The following is a 17,188-nucleotide window of genomic DNA, read 5'->3' as shown; positions in this document are numbered from 1 at the left end:
TCCTTTTACGTATGAAACAACTTTCCTTCTATTGCTTTTATATACCTGTCAGCAGAACGTTCAACTGCCTCATTTGCATTTTCTTTTACTACTCGATGAAAAGCATTGTATAAACGATTAAACTGTAACGGCTTCACTCGGTTCACCATTTCTTCCACTTTTCTCGCTGGTAATGGAATTAAGTTTGGATAGCTATACATAAAACTTACCCACCGCTCATCCGCTACAACTTGAATAATATCACCTGTTAACAAAATCCCTTTTCCATCATTACCTTCTTCCCAATGCAATACAGAACCACCACTAAAATGTCCTCCAAGACGATGTACAGTAATCCCATCCGCTAATTGTAAAGACTCACCAGACCAATAAATAATACGACTACTTGGGCGCATCACCCATTCTTTATCATCTTCGTGTATATAAATTGGTACATCAAATGTCTCTGCCCATTCTACTTGCGTTGAATAATAATGAGGATGAGACAATGCAATTGCATCTAATCCACCAAGCTCTTTTATTTTCGCAATTGTCGTTTCATCTAAATACGTAATGCAGTCCCACAGTAAACGATATGACTCTGTTTTCACTATAAATGCCGTTTGACCGATCGCAAATCCTGGTTTTGTCGTAATACTATAAAGTCCATTTTCCTCTTTGATTATTTCATTTTTATATGTATCATCTGTTTGCAAATTTTCTAAAGTCGTCCAAGACTGCCCTTTCGGATTCACATACTGCCTTTCTTCATCACAAATATGACAACTCACCGGTTCTTCTACACTCGCTGCATACTGCACGCCACACGTTGTACAAACGAAATTTTTCATCATAATTTCCCCTATCCCTATATTTTTATTAAGCTGATTTTTGTTGATAATGATCTACTTTTTTATTTTCAATTTGATAACTTTCTTTACAAGTTTACTAAGAACACTCCATTTATGGCCTAGTTTGCAAGAAGTTGTGCCCTCAAGGAATGAGTAAACAATATAGCGATTTAAAGGTTCCTTATATAAAAGCTTTGGAAATAATTCGTCCTTTTTATAAAACTGAAGAAAATAAGCTTCTTCACGTATGACATCCGATTCATTCAACTTTATAACGTATTGTTCATCTAACAAATATATAGTACTTGTCGTTCCCCGTTTAATGCTTTTACGCTATTTGGATAATGTGAAATAACTTTTTCCTTAACTAGTTGTGCGGTGATTATTGAAATGTCCATTCTCTCACCCTTCAACTCCGAATATTTCCTTAATTCAAAAGACACCTTTACTATCATTTGACAAACATAAAGGAATTCCTCCTAAAAATCTTAATATAACAAAAAATAATTTTATTTCATTTCAACTGCTTCCTTCAATATTCCATCATATAGTTCATTCCATTTATGGTAATACGATGTGATTTCTTCACTCCAAATGATCTTCATTTAATCTAATAATTTCTATTGAATTATCTCTTTCTTTTAACTTATGAGCCAAACTTTCTACACCAAACACTTCTGTAAACGTATGACTGCCTACAATTAAATTAATTCCTTTAAATTTCGCATGTTGCACTGTATATAATGTTTTTTCACCTGTTATGTACGTGTCACATCCTTTTTCTAATGCACGTTCAATCAAATTTGTATTGTTTCCTGCACCGGTTAAGATCGCAATCCGTTTTACTGGTTTATCGTGATTTCTCCAGCTCTTCACTTTCTCTTCCATTTTTTCTTCAAGTTTTCCAACTAAGTTTGAAAAAGGAATCGCTTCTTTATATTTTCCTATTCCCGGTAGTTCTTCTTCCTCATAGGTTGAATATTCCAGTATTGTATCTATCCCAATTTCGTTAAATAACGATGTACACGTGCCAAACTTTACAAAATCTAACGGCAAATGAATCCAAAAATGATTCATTTCATATTGCTTCAATTTCTCAATACAAGCCTCTTCCATACCAAATAAAAAACTCCACGGCGCATGATGTGTAACTATCATATCGACTCCATTTCGATACGCTTCTTCAATAGTTTCTAACGTTAAATTTGTTGTGTAACCGATTTTGTGAAATTCATCTTTACTTATATAAGTAAAACCATATTCATCATCGCCATATTTATGAAGATGCTCTCCAAATAGTGATGTTATATGTTCGTTAAACTGCTTTATATTCATTTTATTTCTCCTTTCATTTACTTTTATATTTCAAAAATAAGGAAATACTAAATAAACACGTTACATACATATAGGAGGACATTATGAAACCTGAATTTTTAAAAGCTGTACATGATGCCATTGGAAATGTCGAACACATTCATATAGAAGAAAGCGGTGCTGACAGTTTAATTATTCATCACGATGATGCACAGCAATTACAACAAGTTGCTAAAACGTTGGAAAACAACAATTTCCGCTCTGCATTAAGAACAACTGGAGATGCTTCGTATATTGAAGTGTTGAACAGATAATGAAAGTCCGGATGTATTCCGGGCTTTCTTTTTTATCCCGAATTAACGGGCAGTAGGACCCCCACTGATTAAAGTTTCACTTTATATTGAAATTTCAAACTCTTTCACATACACTGCAGTTCCAGCAATATCTATTTGTAACTTCTCATTTTTTACATCTTTCGTTACATATACCTTTACACGACCATCTTTATGTATTTCTTGACCTTGCTCAACGATTAAATCCAATTCATGTTCAAAATCTTTCTCTAAATACTCCGCATAATACGCTCCCATTACACCTGAAGCTGTTCCTGTCACTGGATCTTCAATCGTCCCAGCGTAAGCTGATGAAAAATGACGGCCGTGCATTTGTGCTAGTTCATCATAAGTTTCTAGACAAATTGGGTGAATAGAAGCATTAGGTATTTCTTTTAATACTGATGGAAATGCAGCATTATTAGGTTTCATTCTCTCACACGCATCTAGATTTTTAATCGGCACAATTACAGTCCAATTCCCCGTACTTCCATATACTATCGGTAAACTTACATCTAAATCATTTACTTCCAAACCAATACTATGAGCTAATTCTTCTTTTGAACCTGCAAAATCTTTAAACTGAGGTGCTGCCTGCCTCATTTTAATAAAGGTTTCTCCCTTTTCATTCACATCTATTTGTATCGGTAAAATCCCAGCCTTCGTTTCAATCGTAAGGTTACTTTTCTCTTCTAATAAACCTTTTTCGCGCAAGGCATATATCGTCCCTACTGTCCCATGACCACATAAATCCATTTCAAAACCAGGTGTAAAATAGCGCATTCTTATATCTCCTACTTCTGAGGAAAGAACAAAAGTTGTTTCGTTATATCCAACTTTTTCAGCAATACGCTGCATCTCCTTTTCTGTTAATCCATACGCCTCTAATACAACACCTGCTGGATTTCCCTTATTTGGTTTATCCGTAAATGCGTCATAATGAAATACATTTATAGTCTTCATTTTCTTTTCTCCTAATCTACTTTAAAAATTTTATAATAAAGCTCTGTCTCCGTTTTCACCGAACAATAATTTCTCCAAAATATCCTCTGCATCTTTTCATTTGAAGTATGTGTACTTCCGATGTAATAAGTAGCCCCCATTTCCTTTAACATATGTAAAGATTGAAGATGCAGCTGGGAAGCAATTCCTTTCCCACGATAATAAGGCATTACTCCAAAGTAAAATAATCGTCCTTCACTTTCTGTTCCAGTTTCTATATGCGGTATGGACATACCAATTGGCTCAGTTTTATCATAAAAAACAATACATGACTTTTCCCAACCCTTACCTAACTCTGTTTGCACTGAATAAAAATGTTCATCGATAGTTAAAATTGAAGTTTGATTCCCTGAACCCGACATACATTGTTCCCAAATGTATTTAAATTCTTTTTCCAATAACGTTCCTTCTGCTATTGATCGATATGTATATTGTCTTTCAAGCTCTTCTACATTGTTCAATTCTCTACATACTTCTATCTTTGCGGCATACAAAGAAAAACCGGCATCAAGTAACTCTTTCACACTTGAGTTATAACTACTAAACCTTTTGTTTAATACAATACTTGCTCTTTTTAACTCCCAATTAAAACAAACCTCTTCAAATCTACCTATCTTTTCTTTATATGTTTGTACGTTATACAAAACATCTTCTTCTATTTCTTCAATCGTTACTGCCTTTGGTAAGCCATTTAATATTTTTTTAGACGGGCCAAATAGATTCTGAATGATTGCAAGATCGTATATCACCACTTTAATTCCCCCATACCAGGCTCAATAAACTTCCCTGAAACATCCTCATTTGAATCTATTATCCAATCATATATATTTTTTGCTCCTTCAGCCGGAGTCATATTCGCATCAAAGGCACCAATATCAGTTCTTAATTTCCCTGGGTGAATGGCAGTTACACGAATTCCTTTATTCTCAAACTCTTGTTGTAAGCAGAGTGTTAACATATTTTGTGCAGCTTTAGCAATTCGATATGAATATGAGAACTGGCCTTGCGGAAACTCTTTGTTCGCCATTTTATGTAATGATCCTAATCGAGAGGACATATTTATTATTCTCGGATGATTCGATTTAGTTAACGCCACATATGTACCTTTTACAGCCCGAATTACACCTAAGCAATGAATATTAAATAAGTCCGTTAACTCTTCTGAATTTGTATGTAAAATCTCAGTCTCCTTCCCAGTAATGCCAGCGTTATTTATAACTAGATCAACATACTCTGTATATTCCTCAAGCTGTTTCTTAATTTGCCCCATACTCTCATCAGCCGATAAGTCTGCCAACATAGGAAAACATCTACAACTAAACATTTGCTCCAATTGCGTTACCGCAGCCTCAGTTCTAACTAATGGATAAACAATATGCCCATTTTCATGAAATACTTTTACTAACTGTAACCCTAATCCACGATTTCCACCTGTAATAAATACTCTCATATATTCATCTCCTTATTTTTAAAATAAATAAGAAAATCCATCCATTTACCATTCTCTAATGAAAATGCCTCTCTCTTGCATTCAAATGAAAAACCTGCTCTTTCTGCAAGGCGCACTGATGGCTCATTATCAACACGTATATGTAATTCGATTCTATGAAAATCAAGGCTATTAAAAAATAACGGTAACGTAGCGTTTACACTTTCTACCCCATATCCATTTTTCCAATATTGATTATGAATAGAGTAGCCCATCATCGCCCATTGATAGTCCATACGTAAAATTTTTATTAGCTCTAGCTTTCCAATATTAGCCCCATCTTCTTTACGAAAAATACCTAATACATACATCTCATCTCGATGTGCTGCTTCATCAAAACCCCTTATCCATTCCGTGAACCATTCTTTTGTTGATGATGCCATAACTTGATAGCCATCGTCATATTTATACTGCGATGGCAGTCTCTTATTAAATCCATCTAACCAACTTTCGTAATCATCTTTTTGGAACGGACGGATCATAAGTTTCTCCGTCTCTACTTGTAATAGCGGCAGCTTCATTTACATCTCTTCCTCCAGTAATTGATTGAATATTCTTTGTTATCTTACACGAAATACAAAATCTAGTAACAAACCTTATGCCCATCAACTTAAGAAATCGGTAGTTCCCCAATACGAAAAAAATAAGTCGAATTCTATAATTAACTGTACAAGGGGAAATTTTTCATTTTGAGGTAATTCCAAATCCTTGGCTTGATAACGATGTGACGGTCGCCCTCCTTAGGAAAATTACTTGGATTCACTAAAGAAGAAATTGTACAAAAACGTCATTTTAAATAATCAAGTCAGATTATCTATTTCTAACTTGATTATTTAAAATATAAACCTTTGCCCACTGGCTGAACAGTTTCAAGCACAGTGTCAACCATTTCTTCATTAATCAAAGTTCTTATAATCCAAGCTGAGAGATCTTGAGCAGCAAAACAACCTGCGGCAGTCGAGATATTCCCTTCGTTTACGAAGCTTTGTTCAATAACGTCTACATCAAATTCTTTAAGTTGTTCTACTACAGATGGATATGTAGTTGCTTTTTTACCAGTTAACAATTTTTTAGCTCCTAGTAGTAGTGAACCAGAGCACATAGAGCCTATTAATTGTCTTTGAAGATCTACATGAATGCTATTAAGATATTCTTGATTTTGATATAAACCTTGGACCCCCTTGCCACTTCCAAATATTACTGCGTCAGCGGAAGGTATATCAGATATGCTTCCTGTCATGGGGATACGTAAGCCAGACATGGATATATGAGTTTTTTCCGTTCCTAATAGCTGGACAGTCCAATCAGAAATACCGCCAACTAAACGTACACGATTTAATAAATCCCATGGTAAAAAAACATCTATATCAGTAAAGTTATCGAAACAGACTATCGCAATTTTCATTCTCTAGCCCCCTAATTATTTAAATGTTAAAAACATTTTAATTATAACAATTTCAAGTGGAGGTAGCGAGGTTTAAATTACCTAATAATCGAATATCGTTCGAGCGTTACCAAGCTAAAAAATTGCATCAAAAAAACAAAAACGTTTATACTCTCCACTATCAGAAACATTAACAAAAACCCAGTCATGCTTTATACATAACTGGGTTCTCCATTATTTCATAATTTTCTATTTCACAAGAACAGCATCTCTTAATTCCCTCTTCAACACTTTTCCTAAAGCGTTTTTCGGTAACTCATCTATGAATACCACTTCTGGTATTTTGTAACTGGCTAATTTCTGTTTACAATACTGAATAATACTTTCTTCTGTTAATATTGTTTCGCTATCCTTCACAATGAAAGCTCTTGGAACCTCTCCCCAAAAGTCATCTAGAACTCCAACTACTGCAACTTCTAAAACACCATGTATTTCATGAATAACATCTTCTACTTGATCTGGATATACATTGTCACCACCGCGTATAATAACGTCTTTATATCTTCCCATAATATGCAGGAATCCATCGTCATCTATCATGCCAGCATCACCCATGTTAAACCAGTTATCTTTTACTACCTTCTTTGTCGCCTTTTCATTATTCCAATACCCTTTAAACATGTATGGACTTTTCACATGAATCTCTCCAACTTCATTTGTTGTTAGTTCATGTCCTGTTTCCGGATGAACAATTTTCACCTCTACATTTTTCAAGGTTTTTCCTACAGAAGACATCTTTTCTTTTCCCATCATTGGATGCCATGAGGTTACAACCCAACCTTCTGTACTACCATAACCTTGCACCATATATATTCCTTTTTCCATATATTTTTGAATGAGTGTTTCTGGCACTTTTGTACCACCGCTTTGTGCTACTTTAAAGGTTGAAATATTACGTTCTTTTTTATTTAATTCATCAAGCATGTAACTATAAACAGCTGGGAACGCAAGCATCGTAGTAATTTTCTCTTCTTCAATCTTATCCCAAATAAGAGTAGGATTCGAATCAGCTAAGAAAATCATCGTAACGCCATGATAAATACAATTTAAAATAGAAAGCACGCCACTCATATGGAACAATGGATGCACAGATAAAAAGCGTTCACCTGCTGGGATTTCTCTTTGTCCCGCAATTTCAGCAAAATAGTGATGTAAGTTTTTATGTCCAATTACACATGCTTTCGCCTGTCCAGTCGTTCCTGAAGTAAACAAGTAAATGGCATCGTCTTCTTCATGAACTTCTACGTTCGGTTCTGTCGTTGGCTGTTTTTGCAACTCTAATTCAAATGAACCAAAGTCTTTTTTTGTCGTTTGAATTACATAAGGAATTTCTTTAACAGCATCAACCTTTAATAACACTTCACTAAATTCTTCATCAATAACTAACACTTTTAATTTCGCTTCTTTTACAATCGTTTCTAATTCATAAACAGTCAGCTGATGATTTAGCGGAATAAATACCGCTCCAATTTTTAAACTTGCCATCATAACGCTTGGAAATGGGTGATTATTTTTGCATAGTATTCCTATACGATCTCCTCTTTGCACACCATTATGTAACAAATAATGTGCAAGCTGATTTACTCGTTCATTATATTGCTGAAACGAATATCTTTTCTTCCCCCCTACAAGCGCTTCCAAATTTGGTGATTGCATTGCTCTCTTTTGTAATAATTGTCGCATCGTTCTCAAGTAAAACTCCCCTTTATATATGTTAGGTTTTTTATTTTACCAGATTAACTATTAATTTACTAAAGATTACACTTAGTGAATATAAGGAAAATATAAAATAGCCATTTACTTCACAAGTAAATGGCTATTTTTCATTATATATTAGAATACTTCTTGTTCATCACATATTGCACATACTCAGGTGCACTTTTATCAATCTCTTCATCACTTAGTTTATATTCTGCACCATATAAATAAAAGGAAGGTATAAATTCCATACCTGTATATAAGCATGTAGCTTGGAATGGTTTCGTCAACTCATCCATTGTAATCCCACTATTTTCATAGTCTTTTTCTAATCCACCTATAGAAATAGCTACACCAAATTCTTTCCCCTTCACTTTATCTCCTTTAGATCCGTACGCAAATCCATATGTTAATACATCATCGAACCATTTTTTTAATAATGGTGGTGAGCTGTACCAGTAAAGCGGAAATTGAAATATATATCTGTCATGTTCTACTAATAACTTTTGCTCTTCTTCAATATTAAACTCCCAATTCGGTGCCACTTTATACAATTCATGCACCGTAATTTCATCCGAATATTTCTCAAGTTCTTCAATCCATCTTTTATTAATTTTTGATTTTTCAATATCAGGATGTGCTACAATTACAAGTGTTTTCATCTTTTTTCATCCCCTTTATAAATTATTCAACCCTTTACGTATTAGTATGAATGAGTCACATATAATTGAAAAGTACGTACTTTAAAGTGCTATAGGAACCTTAAAGTACCTGTGGAGGTGTTATATGAATCAAAATGATAATTGCCCAATTGCAACAACACTCGATGTAATCGGTGGAAAATGGAAAGTTCATATTTTATGTATTTTGTCGGATGGAAAAATGCGAACAAATGAAATTAAACGAGAAATCCCAAACATTACACAAAAGGTTCTTACACAACAACTTCGGCAACTTGAAGCTGATGGGATTATCTATCGTACCGTATATCAAGAAGTACCACCAAAGGTTGAGTACACCATAAGTGAATACGGAAAATCTTTAATGCAAATAATGAATGATCTGTTTGAATGGGGAAAAGATCATCAGATTAAAAGATTACATGACTAAAAAAGCACTATATACTTTGTTTAATCCTCTACGTTCATATTTTTTATTTCTATAAAGTTTATTTTCATCATTTTTTAGCTAACTTGTTTTCTTAGATTGATGGACGTGACCCCACATCCATCAATCTAAAAAGATACAATTAGAAAAATGAGATTTCTATAAAGTTTCGCATATAAACACTACTTCCGCCTCATTAAGCGCTCGCTCTACTTTTTCTAATCTCAATTGTACGTAAGCTATAAAGAAGCACCCCTAAACCGAGAATTTTTTCATTATTAGACGCATTAGAACCTAAGGTAACAGTAGGTACATTTAAACCCATAAACCTTTCACTCCATTCTATAGGCATATAAAAAGATACTCCTTAAAAATAAAAAACGCTATTCTCTCTGTAAAATCATAGAAAAGAATAGCGCTTTTTATTTTGAAATAGAAGTCATCATTTAAACTAAACATGCTAATATTGATTTTGTGCGATTGTCAGTTACCTCATAATAAATTTCTAATCCTTTCCGAGTACCTGTAACCATTTTAGCAGCTTTTAGTTTAGATAAATGTTGACTAATTGTACTTTGAGGCATTTGTAAATCCCCATACATTGTTGTTACATTAGTAGGACCTTTTGCAAGCATTATTTTTACTAAAGATAGACGAACTGGATGCGCCAATACCTTTAACACCTCAGCGATTTCTTGAAACATTTCTTTTTTTTCTTTCATCTTATTTCTCCCCTTTTATATACATATTTATGTTATCCATATATATAATTCGAAGGTATATGCGTTTTTGTGTCCGTCATTTTAAAAAATATAAAAAAACTTTAATCCGAAACTAAAGGATTAGCTTAACATAATGTCTCACTATTCATAATGAATAGGAATCTCATTATAGAAGCAGCAGTTTTTATGCTACAACTCTACATTCAACTAACTAAAACTAATGAAAAAGAGCAAATAGTCTGCTCTTTTATGATGCCTCCTTATGTTCCGTGGAATGTTTAACACTCCCCAGTCTCTTTAGTTTATTCCACCCTACCGCTACTCCTCGAAGCGATGAGAATATAGATTTAATGACAACATAGGTCATAAATTGACGATAAATAAAACGTTGTAAAATTAACCATGCCAATGGTTTTGGGTTCTCTTCCTCTAATTTAAATGCGAACAGAGAAGCGAGAAGATCCATTAAAAAGAATACAAGATAAAATCCTAAAACTTTTAGCGGATTACTACTAAATAGTCCTATAATCATTAATATATCTGCAAAAGGAGCAATGAATTGCAGAACATATTGGAATAACCACATATTAGGCAGTGCAATAAATCCTAATGTTTTATGTTTTGAATTACACAACGCTTTTCGATGTTTCCAAAGACATTGAAGTGTACCATATGACCAACGATAGCGCTGTTTAATGAAACTTTTCACATCCTCAGGTGATTCCGTAAAAGCATGCGCTTTTTCTTCATATACAATTCTATGCCCTTGACGTAAAAATGTAATAGTAAGATCCGTATCTTCTGCTAATGTATCTTCGCTTAAATATTCAGATTCAACTACATTCTTCTTGCGCCACGCCCCAATAGCTCCTGGAACGACTGTAATACAATTTAACTCATCAAAAGCTCTACGTTCTAAATTAAACCCTGTAATATACTCAACATGTTGCCAAGTAGTTAACAAATTCCGTCTATTCCCCACTTTGACATTACCTGAAACTGCAGCTACATTCTGATTTTCAAAGTGTCTAACCATTAAAGAAATAGCATCTTGCGCAATAATAGTATCCGCATCTAAAGTGACAATGATTTCTCCTCGCGATTGTTGAAACCCTAGGTTCATTGCCGATGATTTCCCGCCGTTTTCTTTCTGAATGAAACGAACTTTAGGGTGTTTATAAAATGTTTCTTTCATTACTTTTGACGTACCATCTGTCGATCCGTCATCCACAACAATAACTTCAAATTCTCTATAATTACTATCCAAAATTGAGCGAATCGTCTTAGCTATCACCTTTTCTTCATTATATGCTGCTATGACAACACTAACAAAAGGTTGATAGGACGAATTAATATAGCGAGATAACGTTTTTCTTTTCTGCTTCCATGCAAAATAAATTAAGAATAAAAATCGAAAAATCCCTAATCCAATAGCAATATAAAAAATAGTTGTTAATATATGCTTAAAGTATCCTGCCCCTGAAAAGACAGCTTTATTGTAAAGTAAATATTGCTTCCCCTCAGAAGAAACAGGAGGCATAATTTCATCTCGTTCTTTATTCATTAAATCTGAAATTGTTACAAAACTATATCCATGCTTTTTTAGATCTTTAATAATGATTGGGAGCGCCTCTACTGTATGTGTACGATTCCCTCCCGCATCATGGAGAAGAATAATATTTCCCTCTCCCTTATAAATGGGATTAAGAGCACGCTTTACTAATTCATTTGTTGATGGTGTTGCCCAGTCTTCGGGATCAACTTTTTCCGCTACCATTGTATAGTTCATATTTTGTGCACGTAAAATAGGCAATATTTCATTTGATGAATCCGGGTTAGCATCCGCTTCATATGGTGGTCTAAATAAAACCGTAGAATGTCCAGTTACTTCCTGAATTAAACGTTGCGTCGTATTAAGTTCTACTTTCGTTCGTAGTAAAGACGTATCAGCTATGTTAGGATGCTTGAAAGTATGATTGCCAATTTCATGCCCTTCATCGTATATTCTTTTTACAATACTAGTATTTAGTTGTGCGTTTTCACCAAGTACAAAAAAAGCAGCTTTTATTTTATTCTCTTTTAATATATCTAAAATTTCTGGCGTATATTTCGGGTCTGGTCCATCATCAAATGTTAATACTACTTGTTTCCCATTTGGTTTTCCATATCGTTGCACTTCATATGCAGATGGTAAGGATTGATATACTTCATCTGTAAGGTAACCATCTTTGCCTACTTTAAAATCTCTCAATCCATTTTTTCTTTCATTCTCAATCTGTAAAATTTCACCTTGTCCAGAATAATTTACTTCATCTAAACTATTGATTTTATGTAATACATTAGGATTTTTTTGTGCCTCAATCGGATTTTTTAAAACTTTCCATATTGTAGGGTCTTCTGCTCCTAGTCTCCATAACGCAAATCCCTTTGCATTATTGTCCATTGCGATTTTCACTTGATTATAAAGAGTTACACCGTCTAAGAACCAAGCAGTATGTTCTTTCCCTTCTGTTTTATACCTAAAATAAGGGTTTCCACTCATCTTATCCCATTGAATTTTCATATTTGAATCATGAGCTATTGCCATAACTTCTGAGAAAGTTAAAGACTTCGCAGCTTCTTTACTATTTACTTGCCAATCATATCCATAGTTACCGAAAGCAACTATAAGCTTATTAGACGGAATATTCAGTTCTTTTAATGTGTGTTGGAACCATTTATTTGAAGCAATTGGTCCTGGTTCCCCGGCTTCATAGTGCTCATCGTACATCATTACAATCATTCGATCTATTATTTTTGCTAACGCACTATAATCAAAAGCCTTATCATTAGCTGGAACATCTTGTGTAACGAGCAAATCATGTTCATGAAATTCCGTAGTAAGTTCTTTCATAAAATTTGTTAAGCTTTCTCTATCACTTTCAGGTACGGCCTCAAAGTCAATATTAATACCTGAAAACTGATTTTTTTTAACTTGGCTTACTAAATCATTAATAAACTTTGTCTTTACATCGTTTGAGGAACTCAGTAACTTATGAATTAGCCCACTATCAGGACCAGAAGCTTCCTCAGTATAGTTAGTAAGCAAAGGCATAATCTTCACTTGATTCTTTTCTGCCAACTTTACTATCTCAGGTTTTATCTCACTTCTAATCGTTAAATCTGCTTTTAAATGATACCACTCTGGTACTAACGTAGTTAATGAATCGATATTTTCTTTTAGAGAAGCGGTACTATTTTCATCCCAGTTTACATAAAAACCATACACTTCTTTAGGATGTTTACTATCCTTCGGCGGATTCACCAAATTTTTATTATCCTTCGTTTCGGTATTTAGGTTAAATTCTTCCTTCTTTAACTGCTGATCACTAAGTTTTTGATTAATTGGTACAAGTTTAGTATCTTGTTGTACAGCGGTATTCATATTTGGAATTTCTGGTGTTGAAAAAATACTTTGAAAGAAAAAATAAAATACAACACCTACACTAACTATTGAGATACATAGAAACCAAATAAAGGCTATGTTTCTCCTTCCTTTCGGATCATAAAAAACAGGTTTTTCTTTATCTTTCTCTTGTTGAATGTTTTTCTCCATTATATTTTTCACATACTCCTTCTTAATAGAACTATAGAATAATAAAGTGCAACTTTAATCAGCCCTCACCAATTGGGCATTTACAAGCAGCCCAACTCCCACCTAACTTCTTTGCCCCAGCCAAATTTTGAGATGGAAGTTTTACTGCCCACAATAGCGAGAGAAATCCTTTTAGCTTTGAAATGAATCTCTCAATTCCATATTCTATTGATTCTTCTTTTCATTCCCTTGCTGGTGGCCTCTATTTTCTTGTTGAGACCCCCTACCATTGTTCCCTTGCTCGTTTCCGTCATTTTCTTTCTGGGACCCTCTTCCATTGTTCCCTTGCCCATTTCCATTGTTCCTTTGCTCGTTTCCATTATTCCCCTGTTGAGATCCTCTTCCATTGTTCCCTTGCTCGTTTCCGTTATTTCCCTGTTGAGATCCTCTTCCATTGTTCCCTTGCTCGTTTCCGTTATTTCCCTGTTGAGATCCTCTTCCATTGTTCCCTTGCTCGTTTCCGTTATTTCCCTGTTGAGATCCTCTTCCGTTGTTCCCTTGCCCATTTCCATTATTTCCTTGTTGAGATCCTCTTCCATTATTCCCTTGTTGAGATCCTCTTCCGTTGTTCCCTTGCTGATTCCCATTATTTCCTTGTTGAGCTTCTCTACTGTTATTCTCCTGTTGATTCCCTCTATTTTCTTGCTGAGATCCTCTTTCATTGTTTTCTTTTATTTGCTTCGATGGCTGTTCCTCTGTTTTCTTTTGTTCTTTCTGCTCTTGCTTTTCATATTTTTTTTCTTTTACAGGAGACAAATCCAGTGATGCATCATGAGATGACTCCGGCTGTGATTGCACCTCTTCTTCGTTTTCCACCGGATTAGACGGCGTGGCAGGAGGCGTAAGCGAGTTGTTCTTCTCATTCTCTTGCTTTATATAAACACCTGTGCCAATTCCAGCTTTTCTAGCATTCTCTCGTACTTGCATTGTGCTACTTTGATATTCAACTGTAATATGTTTTAGCTCATATTCTTTCTTTAATTCTTTCATTGCCTTTTCCAACTGTGGTTCTAGTGCCTTGTCCTTTGCAACAGCTGTTAGCATAACTTGCTTATCATTCGTTAAATACTTATCCTCTTGACTTTGCTTTATAATAGTACGTATTACTTCTTGTAATTGTTTATTTTCCCATTGCTTCAATTCTTTTAAAATACGCCTTCCATCATCATTACAAGCCTGCAAATCTATAACACGAAAATCCTTTGTTACGCTCACCTCTAAACTTGGATTTATATCAACTGAGACGTAAGCAAATACTTTTTCTTCTGGTTGGTTGTAGAAAAACAGCACTGCAAATAGAAAACAAGCAACAAATATTGATGCAGGCTTTAAAAAGGAAGGAATCGAAAAATGCGATGCTTTTTGTTCTTGCTCATCAAACGAGATTTCCTCCCCGATTATGCAAGAATCCCCTTTTCTTTTACACGTAATAAACTCTCCATTTGGTGTTAAAACAACTACGCTATGCTTTTTTATATCCATCACAATTCCTTTATTCATCATGCTTTTCCCCTCTTATGTAATCCAGAATATATGTATAGTTGTTTGCAAAAATAATACACATTGCAATAATGTATTTTCTATGTCGTTCCAACGTTTTACGACTTACCCTAACACGCGGTTCAATATGTTTAAGCGGTAACTTTTTCTTTCGGAACAGCTCTTCCATCATTTCCTCTTCTTTTATAATTATTTTCACAATTTCTATTAAGTGCTCACGTGTATCACGATGCTTAGGAGATTCTTTAGCAAGCTCTGAGAATGTGATTTTAAACTCAGCTAGCACACTTTGAAAATGAAGAATTTCCTCCTTACGGTTACTATTTTCCATCTCTTTCATATACTCCGTAAGCGACACTTGCATTTCTAACATTTCCTCTTGCTCATCTTCTTTTAAAAAGACAAAGTTATGTTTAGACTCCTTACGTATATAGTCAATTACATCTCTTTTTATAAGAAGATCAGCAAACGCTAAAAAGGACTTTCCTTTTGTATATGAATACTGTTCAATTGCTTCGTTAAACGCAAACAATCCAATGCTATATTCATCATCCTGTTCTGTAATATATCGGCGGCAGACAGATGAGATTGATTTTCTAATAAAAGGCTGATACTGTACGATAAACGCTTCTTTATCTTCTTCGTTGTTTTGTATGTTACATACGATATCTTCTATTTTCGGTTTTCTTAAGATCTTCATTACTAAACTCAACACTTGTAATCTCCCAGCCTCCTTCAAATAGCAAAATGGCCACTACAAAAGTGACCATTTAACCAGATTTTCTTGGTACTTTTCTTTGGGCTTGTTTTCTTGCTGTTAGTTATATTTTTCGAGTCTAACTTTTCCCAACGTTTTCTTAATGATTTTCCTTTTCTCTCGGCACTAAAGTTAAGTTTGTATTTTTATCTACTTTCTTATTTTCTACCGTTCGTTTTGCTTATTCTTTTTCTATTTTATCTGCAATCCTTGAATAACTCTCCTCTATATCATTGGTAATTTCATCCTTTTATTTTGGATGCCCACCTAATCTAGTAATTTTATTAAAGCTTCTATATTCTTTCATAGTCATTTTTCTTCACTATACATATTCGGAGGAGTACAAAGTTTTATGGGGGTCAAAAAATATTTTTATAAAAAAATACATATTTATTTCAAAAATAAAAACCATCAAATTGATGGTTTTCTTATAATATCTATTAAATTAAGTTGGATTCTCATTATATCTAAAAAAGTACTAGCTATCCTCTGCCGCTTTTCTCCATTTTTATCTTTCTTGGTTATCATAATATGTCTTATCTGCGTATTTTCTATCATTTCCTTTTAGATAAGCTAAAATTACTTTTGGATTTTTAAGTAAAGTCCAGTCTCCATATGTATCGAATCTTCTGCATGAAGTTATCATTCCATTTTTAATAGTACCGAATTTCTTATTATTTTTCTTTCCCCATTCTTTTAACCGTTTAGCGAAATCTGCATCTTCTGCCATAAGCATGTTTTCATTAAATCCGTTAATTGCCATAAAGTCTTTTCTATAGCACCAAAAAATCCCTACAGATATAGCTCCGTACTTAAAAAGTAAGGGGATGATTATTAACATTGCGGAGAGAAATATTCCTAAAGATATTCTTTCAAACTTTCCATTTACCCCACCACCAATGTATGTACCTGAAGCTAAATATTTATCTACATTAGACAACATAGACTCTGTCATTATGGTATCAGCGTCTATAGTGACGATTATTTCTCCATTAGCTATTTTAGCCCCTGCATTTCGAATTTTAGATAAGTTTTTATCGTTATTTTTCAATGTAACACAATTATAAGATTTTGCTATTTCCTCTGTTTTATCTGTGCAACGATTTAAAACAACTATAACTTCCGTTTGCTCTTTATATGCCTCTGATGCCTTTGCAATTGAATCTAAACATTTTCTAATGTACTTTTCTTCATTGTGTGCAGGAATTATAATAGAAAACTTCACATCTTTTTTCAAATTGACTCCTGAAGATTCGTTTGTCTCAGTCATAATATGCCCCCCTTATTTTATAAGGTAAATATCTGTTATACATAACTTATATTAATATTTATTAGGTTATATTATAGAAACTGAAGGTA

17 protein-coding genes and 1 pseudogene are annotated in these 17,188 nt (G+C 34.0%); 2 read left to right on the top strand and 16 right to left on the bottom strand.

What is annotated here, in order from left to right; translation table 11 throughout:
* Window positions 1-5 precede the first annotated feature (5 nt).
* The 3 genes and pseudogenes from C4S65_RS03865 to C4S65_RS03855 form a co-directional block, all read right to left on the bottom strand.
* Window positions 6-833, bottom strand: a complete 828-nt coding sequence (locus C4S65_RS03865; protein ID WP_003307565.1) for an MBL fold metallo-hydrolase — start codon at window positions 831-833, stop codon at window positions 6-8.
* Between the two features lie 75 nt (window positions 834-908).
* Window positions 909-1,228 (bottom strand): annotated as a pseudogene (locus C4S65_RS03860) (aminoglycoside phosphotransferase family protein); the annotation flags it as partial.
* Between the two features lie 187 nt (window positions 1,229-1,415).
* The gene (locus tag C4S65_RS03855; RefSeq protein ID WP_098285351.1) at window positions 1,416-2,165 is read right to left on the bottom strand and encodes a Nif3-like dinuclear metal center hexameric protein; all 750 of its coding nucleotides are present in this window, start codon (window positions 2,163-2,165) and stop codon (window positions 1,416-1,418) included.
* Between the two features lie 83 nt (window positions 2,166-2,248).
* Between C4S65_RS03855 and C4S65_RS03850 the strand changes: the two genes are divergently transcribed.
* Window positions 2,249-2,458, top strand: coding sequence for a hypothetical protein (locus C4S65_RS03850; protein ID WP_000801646.1), 210 nt, complete (start codon window positions 2,249-2,251; stop codon window positions 2,456-2,458).
* Window positions 2,459-2,539: 81 nt separating this feature from the next.
* Here C4S65_RS03850 and C4S65_RS03845 read toward each other — a convergent pair whose 3' ends face one another.
* The 7 genes from C4S65_RS03845 to C4S65_RS03815 all read right to left on the bottom strand — a co-directional run bounded on the left by C4S65_RS03845 (window position 2,540) and on the right by C4S65_RS03815 (window position 8,771).
* On the bottom strand, window positions 2,540-3,439 hold the full coding sequence (locus tag C4S65_RS03845; RefSeq protein WP_098285352.1) for a PhzF family phenazine biosynthesis isomerase: 900 nt from the start codon (window positions 3,437-3,439) through the stop codon (window positions 2,540-2,542).
* Window positions 3,440-3,450: 11 nt separating this feature from the next.
* Window positions 3,451-4,227 carry a GNAT family N-acetyltransferase gene (locus C4S65_RS03840; protein ID WP_103945151.1) on the bottom strand — a complete coding sequence of 259 codons (777 nt, stop codon included), beginning with the start codon at window positions 4,225-4,227 and terminating at the stop codon, window positions 3,451-3,453.
* Window positions 4,224-4,928 carry an SDR family NAD(P)-dependent oxidoreductase gene (locus C4S65_RS03835; RefSeq protein WP_001263470.1) on the bottom strand — a complete coding sequence of 235 codons (705 nt, stop codon included), beginning with the start codon at window positions 4,926-4,928 and terminating at the stop codon, window positions 4,224-4,226. The genes C4S65_RS03840 and C4S65_RS03835 overlap by 4 nt, the downstream gene beginning before the upstream one ends.
* The gene (locus C4S65_RS03830; RefSeq protein ID WP_098223402.1) at window positions 4,925-5,488 is read right to left on the bottom strand and encodes a GNAT family protein; all 564 of its coding nucleotides are present in this window, start codon (window positions 5,486-5,488) and stop codon (window positions 4,925-4,927) included. Before C4S65_RS03830 ends, C4S65_RS03835 begins: the two co-directional genes overlap by 4 nt.
* 308 nt (window positions 5,489-5,796) lie before the next feature.
* A complete protein-coding gene (locus C4S65_RS03825) occupies window positions 5,797-6,372 on the bottom strand; it encodes a DJ-1/PfpI family protein (RefSeq protein WP_000684451.1) in 576 nt (191 codons plus the stop codon).
* A 228-nt stretch (window positions 6,373-6,600) separates the two neighbouring features.
* Window positions 6,601-8,103, bottom strand: a complete 1,503-nt coding sequence (locus tag C4S65_RS03820; protein WP_141541157.1) for a class I adenylate-forming enzyme family protein — start codon at window positions 8,101-8,103, stop codon at window positions 6,601-6,603.
* A gap of 134 nt (window positions 8,104-8,237) precedes the next feature.
* Window positions 8,238-8,771 (bottom strand): NAD(P)H-dependent oxidoreductase, encoded by a 534-nt coding sequence (locus tag C4S65_RS03815; protein ID WP_000855231.1) that lies wholly within the window; start codon window positions 8,769-8,771, stop codon window positions 8,238-8,240.
* Between the two features lie 124 nt (window positions 8,772-8,895).
* Between C4S65_RS03815 and C4S65_RS03810 the strand changes: the two genes are divergently transcribed.
* Window positions 8,896-9,219 carry a helix-turn-helix domain-containing protein gene (locus C4S65_RS03810; protein ID WP_001072980.1) on the top strand — a complete coding sequence of 108 codons (324 nt, stop codon included), beginning with the start codon at window positions 8,896-8,898 and terminating at the stop codon, window positions 9,217-9,219.
* A 193-nt stretch (window positions 9,220-9,412) separates the two neighbouring features.
* Here C4S65_RS03810 and C4S65_RS34245 read toward each other — a convergent pair whose 3' ends face one another.
* From C4S65_RS34245 to C4S65_RS03780, 6 genes are all read right to left on the bottom strand, one after another.
* Window positions 9,413-9,568 (bottom strand): hypothetical protein, encoded by a 156-nt coding sequence (locus C4S65_RS34245; protein ID WP_170959179.1) that lies wholly within the window; start codon window positions 9,566-9,568, stop codon window positions 9,413-9,415.
* A gap of 94 nt (window positions 9,569-9,662) precedes the next feature.
* Entirely contained in the window at window positions 9,663-9,938 is a 276-nt protein-coding gene (locus C4S65_RS03800; RefSeq protein WP_000660066.1) for a metalloregulator ArsR/SmtB family transcription factor, read from the bottom strand.
* Window positions 9,939-10,185: 247 nt separating this feature from the next.
* The gene (locus C4S65_RS03795; protein WP_098838360.1) at window positions 10,186-13,533 is read right to left on the bottom strand and encodes a glycosyltransferase; all 3,348 of its coding nucleotides are present in this window, start codon (window positions 13,531-13,533) and stop codon (window positions 10,186-10,188) included.
* 204 nt (window positions 13,534-13,737) lie between these two features.
* A complete protein-coding gene (locus C4S65_RS03790; RefSeq protein WP_103945136.1) occupies window positions 13,738-15,075 on the bottom strand; it encodes an anti-sigma factor domain-containing protein in 1,338 nt (445 codons plus the stop codon).
* Window positions 15,065-15,787 (bottom strand): RNA polymerase sigma factor SigI, encoded by a 723-nt coding sequence (gene sigI, locus C4S65_RS03785; RefSeq protein ID WP_002082432.1) that lies wholly within the window; start codon window positions 15,785-15,787, stop codon window positions 15,065-15,067. The genes C4S65_RS03790 and sigI overlap by 11 nt, the downstream gene beginning before the upstream one ends.
* A gap of 550 nt (window positions 15,788-16,337) precedes the next feature.
* Entirely contained in the window at window positions 16,338-17,099 is a 762-nt protein-coding gene (locus C4S65_RS03780; protein ID WP_023522589.1) for a glycosyltransferase, read from the bottom strand.
* Between the last annotated feature and the right edge of the window lie 89 nt (window positions 17,100-17,188).

This window comes from Bacillus sp. ok061, from assembly GCF_900108285.1.
Taxonomy (GTDB): domain Bacteria; phylum Bacillota; class Bacilli; order Bacillales; family Bacillaceae_G; genus Bacillus_A; species Bacillus_A thuringiensis_S.
The sequence above is the reverse complement of the archived record's forward strand: the minus strand, read 5'-3'. Positions and strand labels throughout refer to the sequence as shown.